At 70.1% G+C, this 16,830-nt stretch carries 15 protein-coding genes; 11 read left to right on the top strand and 4 right to left on the bottom strand.

Annotation, left to right across the window (positions count from 1 at the left end; genetic code table 11):
• Positions 1–28: 28 nt before the first annotated feature.
• Both AB0230_RS03050 and sdhC read right to left on the bottom strand, forming a co-directional pair.
• Positions 29–487 (bottom strand): succinate dehydrogenase hydrophobic membrane anchor subunit, encoded by a 459-nt coding sequence (locus AB0230_RS03050; RefSeq protein WP_315993379.1) that lies wholly within the window; start codon positions 485–487, stop codon positions 29–31.
• Positions 487–921: a succinate dehydrogenase, cytochrome b556 subunit gene (sdhC, locus tag AB0230_RS03045; protein ID WP_074615813.1), complete on the bottom strand. Its 435-nt coding sequence runs from the start codon at positions 919–921 to the stop codon at positions 487–489. The genes AB0230_RS03050 and sdhC overlap by 1 nt, the downstream gene beginning before the upstream one ends.
• 227 nt (positions 922–1,148) lie before the next feature.
• Between sdhC and AB0230_RS03040 the strand changes: the two genes are divergently transcribed.
• The 8 genes from AB0230_RS03040 (at position 1,149) to AB0230_RS03005 (ending at position 10,817) form a co-directional block, all read left to right on the top strand.
• Entirely contained in the window at positions 1,149–2,267 is a 1,119-nt protein-coding gene (locus AB0230_RS03040; protein ID WP_076674157.1) for a mannose-1-phosphate guanylyltransferase, read from the top strand.
• A gap of 224 nt (positions 2,268–2,491) precedes the next feature.
• Positions 2,492–3,598, top strand: a complete 1,107-nt coding sequence (locus AB0230_RS03035; RefSeq protein WP_315993378.1) for a BMP family ABC transporter substrate-binding protein — start codon at positions 2,492–2,494, stop codon at positions 3,596–3,598.
• A gap of 163 nt (positions 3,599–3,761) precedes the next feature.
• Positions 3,762–5,282, top strand: coding sequence for an ABC transporter ATP-binding protein (locus AB0230_RS03030; protein ID WP_315993377.1), 1,521 nt, complete (start codon positions 3,762–3,764; stop codon positions 5,280–5,282).
• 128 nt (positions 5,283–5,410) lie between these two features.
• Positions 5,411–6,643 carry an ABC transporter permease gene (locus AB0230_RS03025; RefSeq protein WP_366374515.1) on the top strand — a complete coding sequence of 411 codons (1,233 nt, stop codon included), beginning with the start codon at positions 5,411–5,413 and terminating at the stop codon, positions 6,641–6,643.
• On the top strand, positions 6,640–7,935 hold the full coding sequence (locus tag AB0230_RS03020) for an ABC transporter permease (protein ID WP_315993375.1): 1,296 nt from the start codon (positions 6,640–6,642) through the stop codon (positions 7,933–7,935). The genes AB0230_RS03025 and AB0230_RS03020 overlap by 4 nt, the downstream gene beginning before the upstream one ends.
• Positions 7,936–7,978: 43 nt before the next feature.
• On the top strand, positions 7,979–8,380 hold the full coding sequence (locus tag AB0230_RS03015; protein ID WP_298874382.1) for a cytidine deaminase: 402 nt from the start codon (positions 7,979–7,981) through the stop codon (positions 8,378–8,380).
• The gene (locus tag AB0230_RS03010) at positions 8,377–9,678 is read left to right on the top strand and encodes a thymidine phosphorylase (RefSeq protein ID WP_366373896.1); all 1,302 of its coding nucleotides are present in this window, start codon (positions 8,377–8,379) and stop codon (positions 9,676–9,678) included. The genes AB0230_RS03015 and AB0230_RS03010 overlap by 4 nt, the downstream gene beginning before the upstream one ends.
• Positions 9,679–9,704: 26 nt before the next feature.
• A complete protein-coding gene (locus AB0230_RS03005) occupies positions 9,705–10,817 on the top strand; it encodes an adenosine deaminase (RefSeq protein WP_366373894.1) in 1,113 nt (370 codons plus the stop codon).
• A 294-nt stretch (positions 10,818–11,111) separates the two neighbouring features.
• Here AB0230_RS03005 and AB0230_RS03000 read toward each other — a convergent pair whose 3' ends face one another.
• Together AB0230_RS03000 and AB0230_RS02995 are read right to left on the bottom strand one after the other, a co-directional pair.
• On the bottom strand, positions 11,112–11,792 hold the full coding sequence (locus AB0230_RS03000) for a response regulator (protein WP_366373892.1): 681 nt from the start codon (positions 11,790–11,792) through the stop codon (positions 11,112–11,114).
• The gene (locus tag AB0230_RS02995) at positions 11,792–13,378 is read right to left on the bottom strand and encodes an ATP-binding protein (protein ID WP_315993371.1); all 1,587 of its coding nucleotides are present in this window, start codon (positions 13,376–13,378) and stop codon (positions 11,792–11,794) included. The genes AB0230_RS03000 and AB0230_RS02995 overlap by 1 nt, the downstream gene beginning before the upstream one ends.
• 170 nt (positions 13,379–13,548) lie before the next feature.
• On the opposite strand from AB0230_RS02995, the gene AB0230_RS02990 reads away from it, so the two are divergent.
• From AB0230_RS02990 to AB0230_RS02980, 3 genes are read left to right on the top strand one after another with little or no spacing between them, the layout of a single operon-like run.
• Positions 13,549–14,565, top strand: coding sequence for a tripartite tricarboxylate transporter substrate binding protein (locus AB0230_RS02990; RefSeq protein ID WP_366373889.1), 1,017 nt, complete (start codon positions 13,549–13,551; stop codon positions 14,563–14,565).
• Complete coding sequence (locus AB0230_RS02985; RefSeq protein ID WP_363578685.1) at positions 14,562–15,116, top strand: tripartite tricarboxylate transporter TctB family protein; 555 nt, start codon at positions 14,562–14,564, stop codon at positions 15,114–15,116. The genes AB0230_RS02990 and AB0230_RS02985 overlap by 4 nt, the downstream gene beginning before the upstream one ends.
• Before the next feature lie 12 nt (positions 15,117–15,128).
• Complete coding sequence (locus AB0230_RS02980; RefSeq protein ID WP_366373887.1) at positions 15,129–16,790, top strand: tripartite tricarboxylate transporter permease; 1,662 nt, start codon at positions 15,129–15,131, stop codon at positions 16,788–16,790.
• Positions 16,791–16,830: the final 40 nt, after the last annotated feature.

The raw sequence follows: 16,830 nt of genomic DNA, 5'->3' as shown, positions 1-16,830 counted from the left end.
GTCAGGGGAAAGAAGGGATGCCGTCGGCTCAGGCCGCCTGGCACACGTCCCACAGGGAGCTGCTCTCGGTCACGCCGAGGCAGGGGTCGAAGGTGAAGACGACGAGCGTGCCGAGCAGGATGAGGAACCCGGCCGACACCCACAGCGAGCCCACGAGAATCGTGCGGATGCGGGCGTTCGTGACGTAGTCGTTCACGATCGTGCGCATGCCGTTGGCGCCGTGGATGAGGGCCAGCCAGAGCATCAGCACGTCCCACCACTGCCAGAACGGCGAGGCGAGCTTGCCCGCGACGAACGCGAAGTCGATCTGGTGGATGCCCTCGCCCGTCATGAGGTTGACGAAGAGGTGGCCGAAGATCAGGACGATCAGCAGCACGCCGGAGGCGCGCATGTAGATCCAGCCCCACTTCTCGAGATTGGTGCCCTTCTTGCGCACGGAGGGCGTGCGGGGCGCGGGGATCGTGGCGGCTTCTTGGGCGACGGACATCAGTGGCTCCCGGTGACGGCGCTGAAGACGTTGATCAGGTGGCGCGGGGTGAACCCGAGCATGGTGACGACCCAGAGACCGAGCACGCCCCACCACAGCTGGCGCTGGTGGCGCGTGGCCCACGGCCAGAAGTCGACCAGGATGATGCGCAGGCCGTTGAACGCGTGGTACGCGATCGCGCCGACCAGGGCCACCTCGCCGAGACCCATGACCGGGTTCTTGTAGGTGCCGATGACGGCGTCGTACGCCTCGGGCGAGACCCGGATGAGCGCCGTGTCGAGGATGTGCACGAGGAGGAAGAAGAAGATCGCCACGCCGGTGATGCGGTGAAGGACCCACGACCACATGCCCTCACGGCCGCGGTAGAGAGTGCCGCGAGGCCTCTTCGAAGTGGTCTCTTTCACCGACGGCGTGGCACGTGCTGGTGCTGACACGGTCGTCCTCCCTGATCGAACACGGTGTGGGACCCACGCGGGTCCGAGCGTCACACGGGCGCCATCGAATACTACGTCCGGCCTATGAACGGCGGGGATTAGGGCCGCCTAAGACTCTCTCGACATCGAGATATCTTCGGATGCCGCCGACGCCGCGTTCCGGTGCCGTCGATCACCCGTCACCGCGCAGAAAAGCGCGCGTGCGCGCGGGCAGTAGGGTCGGAGCCATGGCCGACATCGCTATCGACGACTTCTACGCCGTGATCCCCGCCGGTGGGATCGGCAGCCGCCTGTGGCCGCTGTCGCGCGCCGACGCCCCCAAGTTCCTCCACGACCTCACCGGGTCGGGCCAGACGCTGCTGCGCGACACGTGGGATCGCCTCGCCCCGCTCTCGGGTGCCGACCGCATCGCCGTCGTGACGGGCCGTGCCCACCGCGCGGCCGTCGAACGGGAGCTCCCCGGCGTCCCCGACCACAACGTCTTCCTCGAATCGGAGCCGCGCGACTCCTCCGCGGCGATCGGTCTCGCCGCCGCCATCCTCGTGCGCCGCGAGCCCGACGTCATCATCGGCTCGTTCGCCGCCGACCACGTCATCCGCCAGACCCGTCAGTTCGACTTCGCCGTTCGTCAGGCCGTGGCCGTCGCACGGGCCGGATACATCTGCACCATCGGCATCCAGCCGAGCGAGCCCTCCGTCGGCTTCGGCTACATCAAGCAGTCCGACGAGCTCATCGTCGACGACGCCCCCGAGGCGTACATGGTCGAGCGCTTCGTCGAGAAGCCCGACCTCGACACCGCGAAGGAGTACTTCTCGGACCGCGCGTACCTCTGGAACGCGGGCATGTTCATCACCCGCGCCGACGTGCTGCTCGCCGAGCTCGCCGTCAACGAGCCGGAGCTGCATGCGGGGCTGCTCGAGCTCGCCGAGGCGTGGGACGATCGCGATCGTCGCGGCCCCGCGGTCGACCGCATCTGGCCGGGACTGAAGAAGATCGCCATCGACTACTCCGTCGCCGAGCCGGCCGCCGAGAAGGGGCGCCTGGCGGTCATCCCGGGGCACTTCGATTGGGACGACGTGGGCGACTTCGCGAGCCTGTCGAAACTCAACTCCTCGGGCGGTCGCAACGAGCTGGCGATCCTCGGTGAGGACGCCCGCGTGCTCTCCGACGCCTCCAGCGGCATCGTCGTCTCGCAGACCAAGCGCGTGATCAGCCTCATCGGCGTGCGCGACATCGTCGTGGTCGACACCCCCGACGCGCTCCTGGTGACCACGAGCGAGAACGCGCAGCGCGTGAAGGGCGTCGTCGACGCCCTCAAGCTCACCGGCCGCGGCGACGTCCTCTGACACGAGAGGCCTCGGCTCGGACGCCGCTGACACCGGATGCCGCCCCGCGTGGCATCCAGTGTCTCGCCCGCTGTGGCGTGTGGCGGTCGCGTGACGCGAGATTGCGTCTTTGTAACCATTGATGCGCGCGAGGCTCTCGGGGACGCAAGCCCGCCGACACAGTAGGTAACGTGACGGGATCGTCCCCCGAACCCGTTGGGGGCATCCGTCTTGGAGGACCATTCGTGAAGACCACGAAGAAGGCCGTCGTCAGCGGCCTCGCCATGATCGGCGCCGCGGCGCTGCTCGCCGGTTGCGGCGCCGCACCCGAGAGCAACGGCGCATCCGGTGGTGCCGCCGCCGGCGCCAGCGACTACCTGCCCTGCATGGTGTCCGACTCGGGTGGATTCGACGACAAGTCGTTCAACCAGCTCGGCAAGGAGGGCCTCGACGCCGCCGCTTCCGAGCTCGGCTCGAAGAAGCCCATCGAGGTGCAGTCGCAGTCCGAGACCGACTTCGCGTCGAACCTGCAGAACCTCGTCGACCAGGGCTGCAACACCATCATCACCGTCGGCTTCCTGCTCGCCCCCGCCGCGCTGGAGTCCGCCACGGCGAACCCCGACCTGCAGTACGTCTCGATCGACGACACCGTCGACCAGAACTTCGACGGCACCACCGACGCCCCGAACATCAAGCCGATCATCTTCGACACCGCTCAGGCGGCGTACCTCGCCGGCTACCTGGCCGCGGGCACGTCGAAGACCGGCGTCGTCGGCACCTTCGGCGGCATGAACATCCCGACCGTGACGATCTTCATGGACGGCTTCGCCCAGGGCGTCGAGAAGTACAACACCGACAACAACGCGTCCGTGCGCGTCGTCGGGTGGGACCGCACCGCCAAGGACGGCTCGTTCACCGGTGGCTTCGAGGCCAACGACACCGCGCGCCAGACCGCGCAGGCGATCATCGACCAGAACGTCGACGTGCTGCTGCCCGTCGGTGGCCCGATCTACCAGTCGGCCGCCGTCGCCATTCAGGACTCCGGCCGCGAGATCGCGCTCGTCGGCGTGGACGCCGACGTGTACGAGACCGACCCCGGCATCGGCGACCTGCTGCTGACCTCGATCCTCAAGGGCATCGACGTGGGCACCAAGGACGCGATCGTCGCCGCGGGCGAGGGCTCGTTCGACACCGCCCCGTTCGTCGGCACGCTCGAGAACGACGGCGTGGGCCTGGCCCCGTTCCACGACTGGTCCGACCGTGTCCCGGCCGACCTGTCGTCGAAGGTCGACGCGCTGAAGGCCGACGTCATCAGCGGGAAGATCAAGGTCGAGTCCTACCTGGCCGGCTGAGAGAACTCCACTCTCCAGGGGAGGCCGGCGCGATGCCGGCCTCCCCTCCTCATGGAGCGGGCGCCCTGCGCCCCTCCTCCCCAGACGCCGATCCGCTCACGAGGCGGGTCGGTCTCGTCGGACGCCTCCCTCGTCCGATGCCACAGAACTTAGGATCGGGAACATGAAGCTCGAACTCCGCGGGATCACGAAAACCTTCGGGTCCCTGGTGGCGAACGATCACATCGACCTCACCGTCGAGGCCGGAGAGATCCACTGCCTGCTCGGCGAGAACGGTGCCGGCAAGTCCACCCTGATGAACGTCCTCTACGGCCTCTACCAGGCCGACGGGGGAGAGATCCTGCTCGACGACGCCGTCCAGCATTTCTCCGGTCCCGGCGACGCGATGCGCGCGGGAATCGGCATGGTGCACCAGCACTTCATGCTCATCCCCGTCTTCACGGTGGCTGAGAACGTCATGCTCGGCCACGAGCCCACCAAGGTCGGCGGTCGCCTCGACCTCGCGGCCGCCCGCGCGAAGGTGCGCGAGATCTCCGATCGCTTCGGGTTCGACGTCGACCCCGACGCCCTCGTCGACGACCTGCCCGTCGGCGTGCAGCAGCGCGTCGAGATCATCAAGGCCCTCTCCCGGGATGCCAAGGTGCTCGTCTTCGACGAGCCCACGGCCGTGCTCACCCCGCAGGAGACCGACGAGCTGATGGCGATCATGCGCCAGCTCAAGGCCGCGGGGACCTCGATCGTCTTCATCACCCACAAGCTCCGCGAGGTGCGCGAGGTCGCAGACCGCATCACGGTCATTCGTCTCGGCAAGGTCGTGGGCGAGGCCGACCCGCGCGCCTCGAACGCCGAGCTGGCCTCGCTCATGGTCGGCCGCGCGGTCGAGCTCACCGTGCAGAAGGAGGAGCCGACGCTCGGCGACGTCGGCCTCTCGGTGTCGAACCTCACGGTCGTCGACCCCATCGGACAGCTGGTCGTCAACGACGTGAGCTTCGACGTGCGTCGGGGCGAGGTGCTCGCCATCGCCGGTGTGCAGGGCAACGGTCAGACCGAGCTCACCGAGGCGCTGCTCGGGCTGCAGGAGCGCGTCGAGGGTTCCGTCGTTCTCGACGGGACGGAGCTGAACGGACGGAGCGTGCGCGCGGTCCTCGACGCGGGGGTGGGCTTCGTCCCCGAAGACCGCAAGGAAGACGGTCTGGTGGGGGAGTTCTCCATCGCCGAGAACCTCATGCTCGACCGCGCCGACGGCGCGCCGTTCGTCAAGGGCGGCGCGATCCAGCTGTCCACCCTCGCCGACTTCGCGCGCGAGAAGGTCACCGAGTTCGATGTGCGCACTCCCTCGATCGAGACCCCGGTGGGGCGTCTGTCGGGCGGCAACCAGCAGAAGGTCGTGCTGGCGCGCGAGTTGAGCCGTGACCTGCGCCTGTTCGTCGCGGCCCAGCCGACCCGTGGCGTCGACGTCGGCTCCATCGAATTCATCCACAAGCGCGTCATCGAGACGCGCGACGCCGGAGTCCCCGTCATCGTGGTCTCCACCGAGCTCGACGAGGTGACCGCCCTCGCCGACCGCATCATGGTGATGTACCGCGGTCGCGTCGTGGGCATCGTCCCCGGCGACACCTCGCGCGACGTGCTGGGCCTCATGATGGCCGGCGAAGCGCCCCAGAACGAAGGAGTCGCGGCGTGAGCGATCCGCACAGCCCGCACGACCCGACCGCCGCGCGCGCCGAGCGCGCCGCGGAGGTCGCCGAGGCCGGTCAGGCCGACCTGGCCCTCGAGGGCGAATCCCGCATCGATCCCGCCACGGAGGCACGCGTGGTCGCCCCCGAACCGGCGGACGACGAGAATCGCTGGCGGCGGGCGTTCCGCGAGATCGCCACCGGCAACGCCATCATCTCGGTGCTGGCCGTCATCCTGGCGCTGCTCGTCGGCGCCGTCATGATCGCCGCCACCGACGAGAACGTGCAGGCCGCAGCGGGGTATTTCTTCGCGCGACCGGGCGACACCCTCGCCGCCATCTGGCAGTCGGTCTCCGGTGCGTACTCGTCGTTCTTCCAGGGCGCGATCTACAACTTCCGTCGTCCGGAGTTCGCCACCGGCATCCGGCCGTTGACCGAGACGCTCACCTTCGCCACGCCGCTCATCGCGGCCGGTCTCGGTGTCGCCCTGGCCTTCCGCGTCGGCATGTTCAACATCGGTGGTCGCGGCCAGATGCTCGTCGCCGCCGCTGCCGGCGGATGGGTCGCCTTCGCGTTCGACCTGCCGTGGGGCATCCACATGATCGTCGCCCTCGTCGCGGGTGTCGTCGCGGGAGCCGTCTGGGCCGGTATCGCCGGTGTGCTGAAGGCGCGCACCGGGGCGCACGAGGTGATCGTGACGATCATGCTGAACTACGTCGCGTTCTACATCGTGTACTACCTCCTGCGCACCCCCGGGCTGCTGCAGGCACCGGGATCGAACAACCCCACGACCCCTCCGATGAAGGACACCGCGGTGTTCCCCGACCTCTTCGGCTCCGGGTACAACCTGCACTTCGGTTTCGTGCTCTCGCTCGTCGCCGTCGCGGTGGTCTGGTGGATCCTCGAGCGCTCGTCGCTCGGCTTCCGCTTCCGCGCCGTGGGCCTGAACCCGAACGCGGCGCGCGTGGCCGGCATCAACGTGAAGTCGATGTACGTCTACGCGATGCTCATCTCGGGAGCCCTCGTGGGCCTCGCGGGCGTCGACCAGGTGCTCGGCACGGTGACCACCGGCTTCTCGAGCGGCATCGACGCCGGTATCGGCTTCGACGCCATCACCGTGGCCCTGCTCGGTCGTTCCACCCCCGTCGGCGTGCTGGTCGCCGGCATCCTGTTCGGCGCGTTCAAGGCCGGCGGCTTCGCCATGCAGGCGGCCAACGGCGTTCCGGTCGACATCGTCCTGGTCGTGCAGTCGCTCATCGTGCTCTTCATCGCGGCGCCGCCGCTGGTGCGCGCGATCTTCCGTCTGCCGGCCCCCGGGGCGCGCCAGCCCAAGGTGCGCGCCGCCAAGAAGAAGGAGGCGGCCCGGTGAGCACCACCGCCGCACACCCCGAGGCCACGGCTCCGGAGACGCTCGACACCGCTGTCGTCGTCAGCTGGAAGGCGCCCATCGTCTACGGCGTCATCACGGTGCTGGCCGCCGTGCTGTTCATCGTCGCCCGGCAGGACGGCGATGCCGTCTTCCGCATCTCGAGTCCCGGTGAGTTCCTGCAACTGCCCGAGGTCGTCCTCGGCGGCGTCGTCACCGGCATCGTCTGCACGGTGCTGCTCGCCGTGGTCACGCTCGCGAGCGTGATGATGGTGCGGGCACGCCGCCGCCCCCCGATCTGGCTCGCCGTGATCTTCGCCCTCGTCTTCATGGTCGGCTTCCTCACCTGGGCGGCCGCGGGGGCGACCACCTCGGTGATCCCGCTGACCGGTCTGCTGGCCGGTGGACTCAGCCTGTCGGTTCCGCTCATCTTCGGTGCCATGGCGGGTGTGCTCAGCGAGCGCGTCGGCGTCGTGAACATCGCCATCGAGGGTCAGCTGCTCGCGGGGGCGTTCACCTCCGCGATCGTGGCCACCGCGACGGGCAACCCGTTCATCGGGCTGCTCGCGGCCGGGGTCTCCGGCGTGCTCGTGTCGTTCGTGCTGGCTGCCTTCGCGATCAAGTACTTCGTCGACCAGGTCATCGTCGGTGTCGTGCTCAACGTGCTCGTGGTGGGCCTGACGAGCTTCCTTTTCTCGCAGGTCCTCGCGCCCAACGCCGCGACGCTGAACTCGCCGCCCCGCTTCCCGCGTCTGCCCATCCCCTTCCTGGCCGACATCCCGATCATCGGACCGATGCTGTTCAACCAGACCGTCATCGTCTACCTGATGTACGTCACGGTCGCCTTGGTCTACCTCGGGCTGTTCCACACGCGCTGGGGCCTGCGCCTGCGCGCGGTGGGAGAGCACCCCCAGGCCGCCGACACCGTCGGCATCAACATCGCCAAGACGCGCTTCTGGAACGTCTCGCTGGGTGGGGCCATCGCGGGCCTCGGCGGCGCGTTCTTCACGCTCGGCTCGGTCGGCGCCTTCAACAAGGAGATGACGGCGGGTGCCGGTTACATCGCGCTCGCCGCGGTCATCTTCGGCCAGTGGGACCCGATCCGGGCGACGCTCGCGGCTCTGCTGTTCGGCTTCGCATCGAACCTGCAGAACACCCTCGGCGTGATCGGATCGCCCGTGCCCAGCGAGTTCATGCTCATGCTGCCGTACGTCGTGACGATCTTCGCCGTCGCCGGTCTCGTCGGTAAGGTCCGCGGACCCGCGGCCGCCGGCAAACCGTACATCAAGGGCTGACCCAGCCCGCTTCCCCCTTCACGAGAGGACCCCCCGCACCACGATGACCGACATCGATTGGGATGAACTCCGCGCCGCGGCGACGGATGCCATGCACCGCGCGTACGCGCCCTACTCCCGCTTCAAGGTGGGCGCCGCAGCGCTCGTCGCCGACGGGCGCATCGTCTCGGGCTGCAACGTCGAGAACGCCTCGTACGGCGTGACGCTGTGCGCCGAGTGCGGCCTGGTCTCCGAGCTGCACATGTCGGGCGGCGGTCAGCTGGTGGCCTTCGTCTGCGTCGACGGCGAGGGACGCACCCTCATGCCGTGCGGTCGCTGCCGTCAGCTGCTCTTCGAGCACGCGATCCCCGGGATGCTGCTCGAAACGGTCAGCGGCATCCGGACGATCGACGAGGTGCTGCCCGACGCGTTCGGGCCCCGCGACCTCGAGGAGGCGGCGCGATGAGCGGTCAGGGATCGGTGGAGTCGTACGACGCCGTCGACATCATCCGCGCTCAGCGCGACGGACGCGCGATCACCGAGGGCGAGATCCGCTGGCTCGTGGACGCCTACACGCGCGGCTACGTCATGGACGCGCAGATGTCGGCGTTCACGATGGCAGTGCTGCTGAACGGCCTCGGTCGCGACCAGATCCGCGTGCTCACCGACGCCATGATCGCGTCGGGCGAGCGCATGGACTTCTCCTCCCTCGGCAAGGTGACCGTCGACAAGCACTCGACGGGAGGCGTGGGCGACAAGATCACCCTGCCGCTCGCGCCGCTGGTGGCCGCCTTCGGCGTCGCCGTGCCGCAGCTCTCGGGCCGGGGGCTCGGCCACACCGGTGGCACTCTCGACAAGCTCGAGTCGATCCCCGGCTGGCGTGCGGCGCTGTCGAACGACGAGATCATGGCCCAATTGCGTGACGTGGGCGCGGTCATCTGCGCCGCGGGCACGGGGCTCGCCCCCGCCGACAAGAAGCTCTACGCGCTTCGCGACGTCACCGGCACAGTGGAGGCCATCCCGCTCATCGCCTCCAGCATCATGTCGAAGAAGATCGCCGAGGGCACCGACTCGCTCGTGCTCGACGTGAAGTTCGGCTCGGGTGCCTTCATGCAGGACATCGACCGCGCGCGCGAGCTCGCCGAGACGATGGTCGCGCTCGGCACCGACTCGGGTGTGAACACCACCGCGCTGCTCACCGACATGAACACCCCGCTGGGCCTCGCCATCGGCAACGCCAACGAGGTGCGCGAGTCGGTCGAGGTGCTGGCGGGAGGCGGACCCGCCGACGTGGTCGAGCTGACCGTGGCCCTCGCCCGCGAGATGCTCACGCTGGCGGGCCGGCCCGATGCCGACGTCGAGGCGGCGCTTAGCGACGGTCGCGCGATGGACGTGTGGAAGCGCATGATCCGCGCCCAGGACGGCGACCCCGATGCCGCCCTCCCCACTCCGCGCGAGACGCACACGGTCGTCGCCGATCGCTCCGGTGTCGTCACGCGCGTCGACGCCCTGCCCTTCGGCATCGGGGCCTGGCGTCTGGGCGCGGGTCGCGCGCGGGCGGAGGATGCCGTCGTGCACGCGGCGGGTATCGACCTGCACGTGACGGTGGGCCAGTCCATCGCCGCCGGCCAGCCGCTGTTCACCCTGTCGGCCGATGATGAGACGCGCTTCGCGCGCGCCCTCGACGCGGTCGACGGTGCGTGGGAGATCGGCGACACCGCCCCGGCGGCGACGTCGATCGTGCGCGAACGCATCACCGCGTGATGGCATCCAGCAAGAGGAGCACCCCCATGGGCACAGCCACCGAGGACTTCCGCGTCGACGGCGTGAAAGTGAAGAACCTCCCGAAGGTGTCGCTGCATGATCATCTCGACGGGGGACTGCGTCCGCAGACCGTGCTCGAGCTCGCGGACGAGATCGACCTCGACCTCCCCGCCGACGATGCGAAGGGCCTGAAGGCCTGGTTCAGCGACCACATCGACGGCGGCTCGCTCGAGGACTACCTCGAGAAGTTCGACGTCACCGTGGGCGTCATGCAGACGCGCGAGGGCCTCGTGCGCGTCGCGAAGGAGTTCGTCGAAGACCTCGCCGCCGACGGCGTCGTGTACGGCGAGGTGCGCTGGGCGCCCGAGCAGCACCTGACCCGCGGTCTCAGCCTCGACGACGTCGTGGACGCCGTGCAGGAGGGCATCGAGGAGGGAGAGGATGCCGCGGACGCCCGCGGACACGACATCCGCGTCGGCCAGCTCCTCACCGCGATGCGCCACGCCGACAATTCGCGCGAGATCGCCGAGCTCGCCGTCTCGTGGCGCGGGCGGGGCGTGGTCGGGTTCGACCTCGCGGGGGCGGAGGACGGGTTCCTCCCCAGCCGCCACCGTGCCGCGTTCGACTACCTCGCCGAGCAGTTCTTCCCGACCACGGTGCACGCGGGGGAGGGCGCCGGTCTGGCGTCCATCCGCTCCGCACTGATCGACGGGCGCGCCCTCCGCCTCGGCCACGGTGTGCGCATCGCCAACGACCTCGACGTCGTGTCCCGCGAGGGAGAAGACGTGCAGGTCACGTTCGGCGACCTGGCGCGCTGGGTGCGCGACCGCGAGATAACGCTCGAGCTGTCGCCGACGTCGAACCTGCAGTCGGGCGCCGTCACAGCCTGGGGCGACACCATGGACGCCCACCCCTTCGACCTGCTGTACCAGCTCGACTTCTCGGTCACGGTGAACGTCGACAACCGCCTGATGAGTGCGACGACGCTCACGCGCGAGCTGGGGCTGCTGGCGGAGGCGTTCGAGTACGGCCTCGACGATCTCGAGGCCTTCCAGCTCAACGCCGCTGCCGGGGCGTTCCTCCCGGTGGAGGAGCGCGAAGAGCTCATCGAGATCATCTCGGACGGCTTCCAGCGCTGAGTCGCGGCGTCGAGTGGCGCGTACCCGCGGGTGCGCGCCACGTCGTCGTGCGATGCCCTCGCCCCTGTCGAGTGTCCAGGACACGCCGTGCCGGGCACCGGAACGCGGCGTGTCCTGGACACTCGATGAAGGGGGACCCCAGCGTCTCTCGCGTCAGCGCGTGCGAGTGTCCGGGACACGCCGCGCCTCGCGCCGGGATGCGGCGTGTTCTGGACACTCGACGAAGAGGATGCCGGGGGGAGGGCGAGAGCGTGCAAGGCGCCGCGCCGCGCCGGGGCGGACGGGGGCCGGGGACTACGCCGGCGGGGTCGCGAGCGTGTAGCGGGTGCTCGGGCGACCGGCGGTGGAGTAGTCGAGGCTGCGGACGCACTCGCCGTCGTCGGCGAGGTGCTCCAGATACCGCCGACAGCTCACCCGCGAGAGGCCGAGGTGGTCGGCGACTTCGGCCGCGCTCGCCGAGCGGAGGTCGTCGAGCGCGGTGCGCACGAGGTCGAGCGTCGGACGCGAGAGCCCTTTCGGCAGCGGGCGTCGCGTCACGGGTCGCAGGACCGCGTCCACGCCCCGCTGGTTGAGCGATCCCTCCATGGCAGCGGACGACCTGCGCTCCGCCAGGACATCGTCGATGCGCGCGTGCAGCTCGCTCGCGGTGAACGGTTTGACGAGGTAGTGCTGCACCCCCATCAGCCGTGCCGTGCGCACGGTGTCGACGTCGCGCGCGGCGGTGACGGCGATCACCTCGGGCTGCACGATCCCGGCATCCGCTCGCACGGCGCGCAGGGCGTCCAGCCCCGAGAAGCCCGGCAGGTGCACGTCGAGGAGCACCAGGTCGGGACGGAGATCGGTGACGGCCGCCACGGCATCCGGACCGCTGCCCGCCGTGCCCACGACCTCGCATGCGGCGTGACCGGCGACGAAGAGGCCGTGCAGCGACGCGACCGCGGGCTGATCGTCGACGACGAGGACGCGCAGGACCATCATGAGACCCTTTCCGGCTCGGGCAGGACGACCTCGAACCGCGCACCGCCGAGCGGGGAGCGCGACACGCGGGCCTCGCCGCCGCGGCGACGCGCGACGCGCCGCACCAGGGCCAGGCCGATCCCGCGAGCGCGATGACGGGCGTCCTTCGTGCTGATGCCCTCGTCGAACACGCGGTCGTGGAGGGAGTCGGGCACCCCCGCGCCGCTGTCGTCGACGACGATGCGCACGGCGGGCGCCGTGGCATCCACCGTCACGCGGAGGCGGTCGCCGGGGCGGCAGGCTTCCAGCGCGTTGTCGACGAGGTTGCCCACCACGGTGACGATGTCGCCGACGGCCTCGGCCGGCGGGGTGCCGTCGGCGATGATCTCGAGCGCGACATCGAGCTCACGCGATCGCGCGAGCTTCACCGACAACAGCGCGGTCAGTTCGCTGCCCAGACCGGCGGCATCCGGACCGAGGTCCAGCGACCCGCCCGGGCGCACGCGCGCGATGAACTCCCGGGCGTCGTCGTAGGCTCCGAGTTCGAGCAGGCCTGAGACCACGTGCAGCGAGTTGGCGAACTCGTGCGCCTGGGCGCGCAGCCCCTCGGTGAGCGATTGCTGGCCGTCCATCTGCCGGAGCGCCTCGTGCAGCTCGCTGTGGTCGCGGAGCAGGAGCGTCGCGCCGACCAGGCGCCCGCGGTCGTCGCGCAATCCCGTCGAGCGGGCGATCACGGGGCGTTCGCCGGCGAGCACGAGGCGTCCCTCGGGCTCGCCGTCCTCCATCACCTGCAGGAGCGGCCCGTCGAGCGTCTCGTCGGCGCGGCGGCCCCGCAGAGCACCGCGGTCGATGATGCGCTCGGCGGCGTCGTTCGCACTCGTGACGATGCCGCGGTGATCGACGCGGATGACGCCCTCGCTCAGACGGTGCAGCATCGTCTCGCGCTCGCCGACCATCTCGGCGATCTCGTCGGGTTCGAGCCCGAAGATCCGGCGGCGGATGAGGGCCGCGACCCAGGCCGCGCCGAAGACCCCCGCCACCGCTGCTCCGCCGAACGCCAGCAGCAGTCCCGGCAGGCGCGACTGCAGGTCGGCCGCGAGCTCGGACTCCAGCACGCCCACCGACACCGACCCGATGATCTCGGCCCCCGCGTCGTCCTCACCGGTGTCGCCGTCGGCGTAGACCGGCACCTTCACCCGGTACGACTCGCCGAGCGTGCCCGTCTCGGTGCCCGACCACACCTGCCCCGAGAGCGGGATCGAGGGGTCTGTCGACACGCTCTCTCCGATGCGGTCGGGGTGAGGGTGCGAGAAGCGGATGCCGTCGACATCGGTGACGACGACGTAGGTCAGCGACGACGCCTCCCGGATCACCTCCGCGACCGGTTGGATCGCGGCCGAGGGGTCGGGGTCGTCGAACGCCTCGACGATGACGGGCAGACGGGCGATCGACAGGGCCACGCCGACCATGCGCTCGCGGTACGAGTCCCGGATCGCGCTCTCCTGGATCCAGACGGCGACGAGGCCGGCACCGAGGGTCACGACGCACACGATCAGCGCCTGCAGCAGCAACAGCTGCAGTCTCAGCGACAGTGCTCGGACCACGCTCCATTGTCTCCCGGGCGTCGACCGCCGCCCACACCCGCCCGCGACCAATAGTTGCCGAACTCGTCGTTACTTGCGCAAGCGAGACGGCATCCGTGCGCTCTGCCTACCGTGAGCGATCAGCGGGGAGGCGACGGCGCCTCACCCGAACTCGAAGAGGAGTATCGCGCATGCGTCGCACCACCATCGCCCTCGTCCCCCTGGCTGCGCTGTCGCTCGCGGCCCTCACCGGCTGCAACCCGCAGGGTGCGGGTGCCGGCGGGGCGGCCGCCTCGCAGGATGCCGCCTCCATCGACTCCGTCAACATCGTCGTCCCCGCCGATCCGGGCGGCGGCTGGGACCAGACCGGCCGCGCCGTCTCCGACGTGCTCACCGGCGACAAGCTCGTCGGGACCGCGGCCGTGAGCAACGTCGGCGGCGCCGGCGGCACGGTCGGCCTCGCCTCGCTCGCGACCGAGCGCGACCCGTACACGCTCATGGTGACGGGCCTGGTGATGGTCGGCGCGGTCGAGACCAACGCCGCGGAGAACCGCATCGAGGACACCACCCCCATCGCGCGCCTGACCGAGGAGCCGCTCGTCGTGGTCGTGCCCGCGGCCAGCCAGTACCAGACGCTGAAGGACCTCGTCGACGCCGTCGTCGCCGACGGGCAGGGCGTCACCATCACGGGCGGCTCGGCCGGCGGCGCGGACCACATCCTCGCGGGGCTCCTCCTCGAGGAAGCCGGCCTGACCGGGGCGGACATCACTTCGAAGCTCAACTACGTGCCGAACGCCGGCGGCGGCGAGGCCGTGTCGCTGCTGCTCGGCAACAACGCCGCGGCGGGCATCTCGGGCGTGGGGGAGTTCGCCGAATACGTGAAGTCGGGCGACCTGCGCGCCCTCGCCGTCTCGAGCGAGGAGGCGGCGACGCTGCTGCCCGACGTGCCCACCATGACCGCCGAGGGCTACGACGTCGTCTACACGAACTGGCGCGGCCTGCTCGCCCCGGGCGGGATCAGCGAGGCGGATGCCGAGGGCCTCACGAAGCTCGTCACCGACATGCACGCGTCCGACGCGTGGAAGAGCGTGCTCGAGGAGCGCGGCTGGACCGATGCCTTCCTGACCGGCGACGAGTTCACCTCCTTCGTCGAGGAGAACGTCGTCGACGTCTCCGGAACCCTGAAGAACATCGGGCTCGTGTCGTGACGACCACCGACGCATCGGGGGCGGCGGCGACCAGCCGCCCCCGGTGGGGCGCCGAGCGCATCGGCAACGTCGCCTTCGCCGGCGTCGTGGTCGGGCTGGGCGTGTTCGCCCTCGTCGGCGCGTTCGCCATCCGCGTCCCCGCCGGTCAGGCGATCGGCCCCCAGGTGTTCCCCTTCGCCGTCGCCGCCATTCTGCTCGGCTCCGGAATCACGCTGGTCATCGCCGCTCTGCGGGGCCGGGTGGCTCCGCGCGAAGAGGGTGAGGACATCGATCCGGATGCCAAGACCGACTGGTGGACGATCCTGAAGCTCGTCGCGCTGATGGTCGCCGTTCTGCTGCTGCTCGAACTGCTCGGCTGGTGGATGGTCGCCGCTCTGCTGTTCGGCGGCGTGGCCTGGACCCTCGGCGCCAAGCGTCCGTGGGTCGCCTTCCTCGCCGGTCTCGTCATCGGCATCGGCACCCAGCTCCTCTTCGGCGAGGGCCTGGGCCTCTTCCTTCCCCGCGGGGCCGCCTTCGACTGGTGGTACGGCCCCGGACCCCTGTTCGGCTAGGAGACCGTCGACATGGATGCTGTCAACTCCCTCATGGAGGGCTTCGCCACCGCGCTGCAGCCGGAGTACCTGCTGTTCGCGCTGCTCGGCGTCGTCATCGGAACCGCCGTCGGCGTGCTCCCGGGCATCGGCCCGGCCATGACCGTCGCCCTCCTGCTGCCCCTGACCTACTCGCTGTCCCCGACGGCGGCCATCATCACCTTCGCGGGGATCTACTACGGCGGGATGTACGGTGGCTCGACCACCAGCATCCTGCTGAACACGCCGGGTGAATCGGCATCCGTCATCACCGCCATCGAGGGCAACAAGATGGCCAAGCTCGGTCGCGGCGCGGCGGCGCTGGCCACCGCGGCGATCGGCTCCTTCGTGGCCGGCACGATCGCCACGGCGCTGCTGACCCTCTTCGCTCCGCTGCTCGCGCGCTTCGCGGTGAACCTGTCTCCCGCCGACTTCGTCGCGCTCATCGTCGTGGCCTTCGTCACCGTGGGTGCGCTGCTCGGGTCGTCGCCGGCTCGCGGTCTCGCCTCGCTCGGCATCGGCCTGCTCGTCGGACTCATCGGCACCGAGGCGACCACCGGTCAGGCGCGGTACACGATGGGTGTGCTCGCGCTGTCGGACGGCGTGAGCGTCGTGCTCGTGGCCGTCGGCCTGTTCGCGGTGGGGGAGACCCTGTACGTCGCCGCGCGCCTGCGCCACGGGCCCATCCCCGTCATCCCCGTCACCCGCGGCTGGCGCAACTGGATGACGAAGGAGGACTGGCGCCGCTCGTGGAAGCCGTGGCTGCGGGGCACCTTCATCGGCTTCCCGATCGGGACGATCCCCGCCGGCGGTGCGGACGTCGCGACCTTCCTGTCGTACGCGAGCGAGAAGAAGCTGTCGAAGAACCGCGAGCAGTTCGGTCGCGGGGCGATCGAGGGTGTCGCAGGCCCCGAGGCGGCCAACAACGCCGCCGCGGCCGGCGTGCTCGTGCCGCTGCTGACACTGGGCCTTCCGACGACGGCCACCGCGGCCATCATCATCACGGCGTTCCAGTCCTACGGCATCCAGCCGGGGCCCCAGCTCTTCCAGAACCAGGGCGACCTGGTGTGGGCCCTGATCGCGAGTCTGTACATCGGCAACGTGCTGCTCATCGTGCTGAACCTGCCGCTCGCGGGGATCTGGGTGAAGGTTCTGCAGATCCCGCGTCCGTACCTGTACGCCGGCATCCTGACCTTCGCCGTGCTCGGCGCCTACGCCGTGAGCTTCTCGACGCTCGACATCGTCATCCTGCTGGTGGTGGGGGCGCTGGGGTACTTCATGCGGCGCTTGGGCTTCCCGATCGCACCGCTCATCGTGGGGCTCATCCTGGGGCCGATGGGGGAGCAGCAGCTGCGCAAGGCGCTGCAGTTGAGCCAGGGCAACGTCGCCGACCTCGTGCTGCACCCCTTCGCCGCATCGGCCTACGTGCTGCTGGCGGTGTTCCTCGTGGTGGGGCTGTGGCTCAAGCGTCGCCAGAGCCGCTACGAGCGGGCGCTGGAGGCCTCGCTCGCCGCGACCGAGGGGCACCCGCAGGCCGGTGTCGACCGCCTGTGGGAGCCGGGCGAGCGCCCCACCGACGTGCGCACCGACACGATCCGCGCCGAGCTCGCGGCCGGGCAGGCCCGCGCCGCACGGGGTGAGCCTCAGCGGGACTGACCCCTTCTTGTCGAGTGTCCGAGACACGCCGGTGCCCGGC

It is taken from the genome of Microbacterium sp. NPDC089190 (assembly GCF_040701795.1).
In the GTDB taxonomy this organism is placed as follows: Bacteria; Actinomycetota; Actinomycetes; order Actinomycetales; family Microbacteriaceae; genus Microbacterium; species Microbacterium galbum.
Note: the sequence above shows the minus strand (reverse complement) of the source record. Positions and strands in the feature narration are given on the sequence as shown.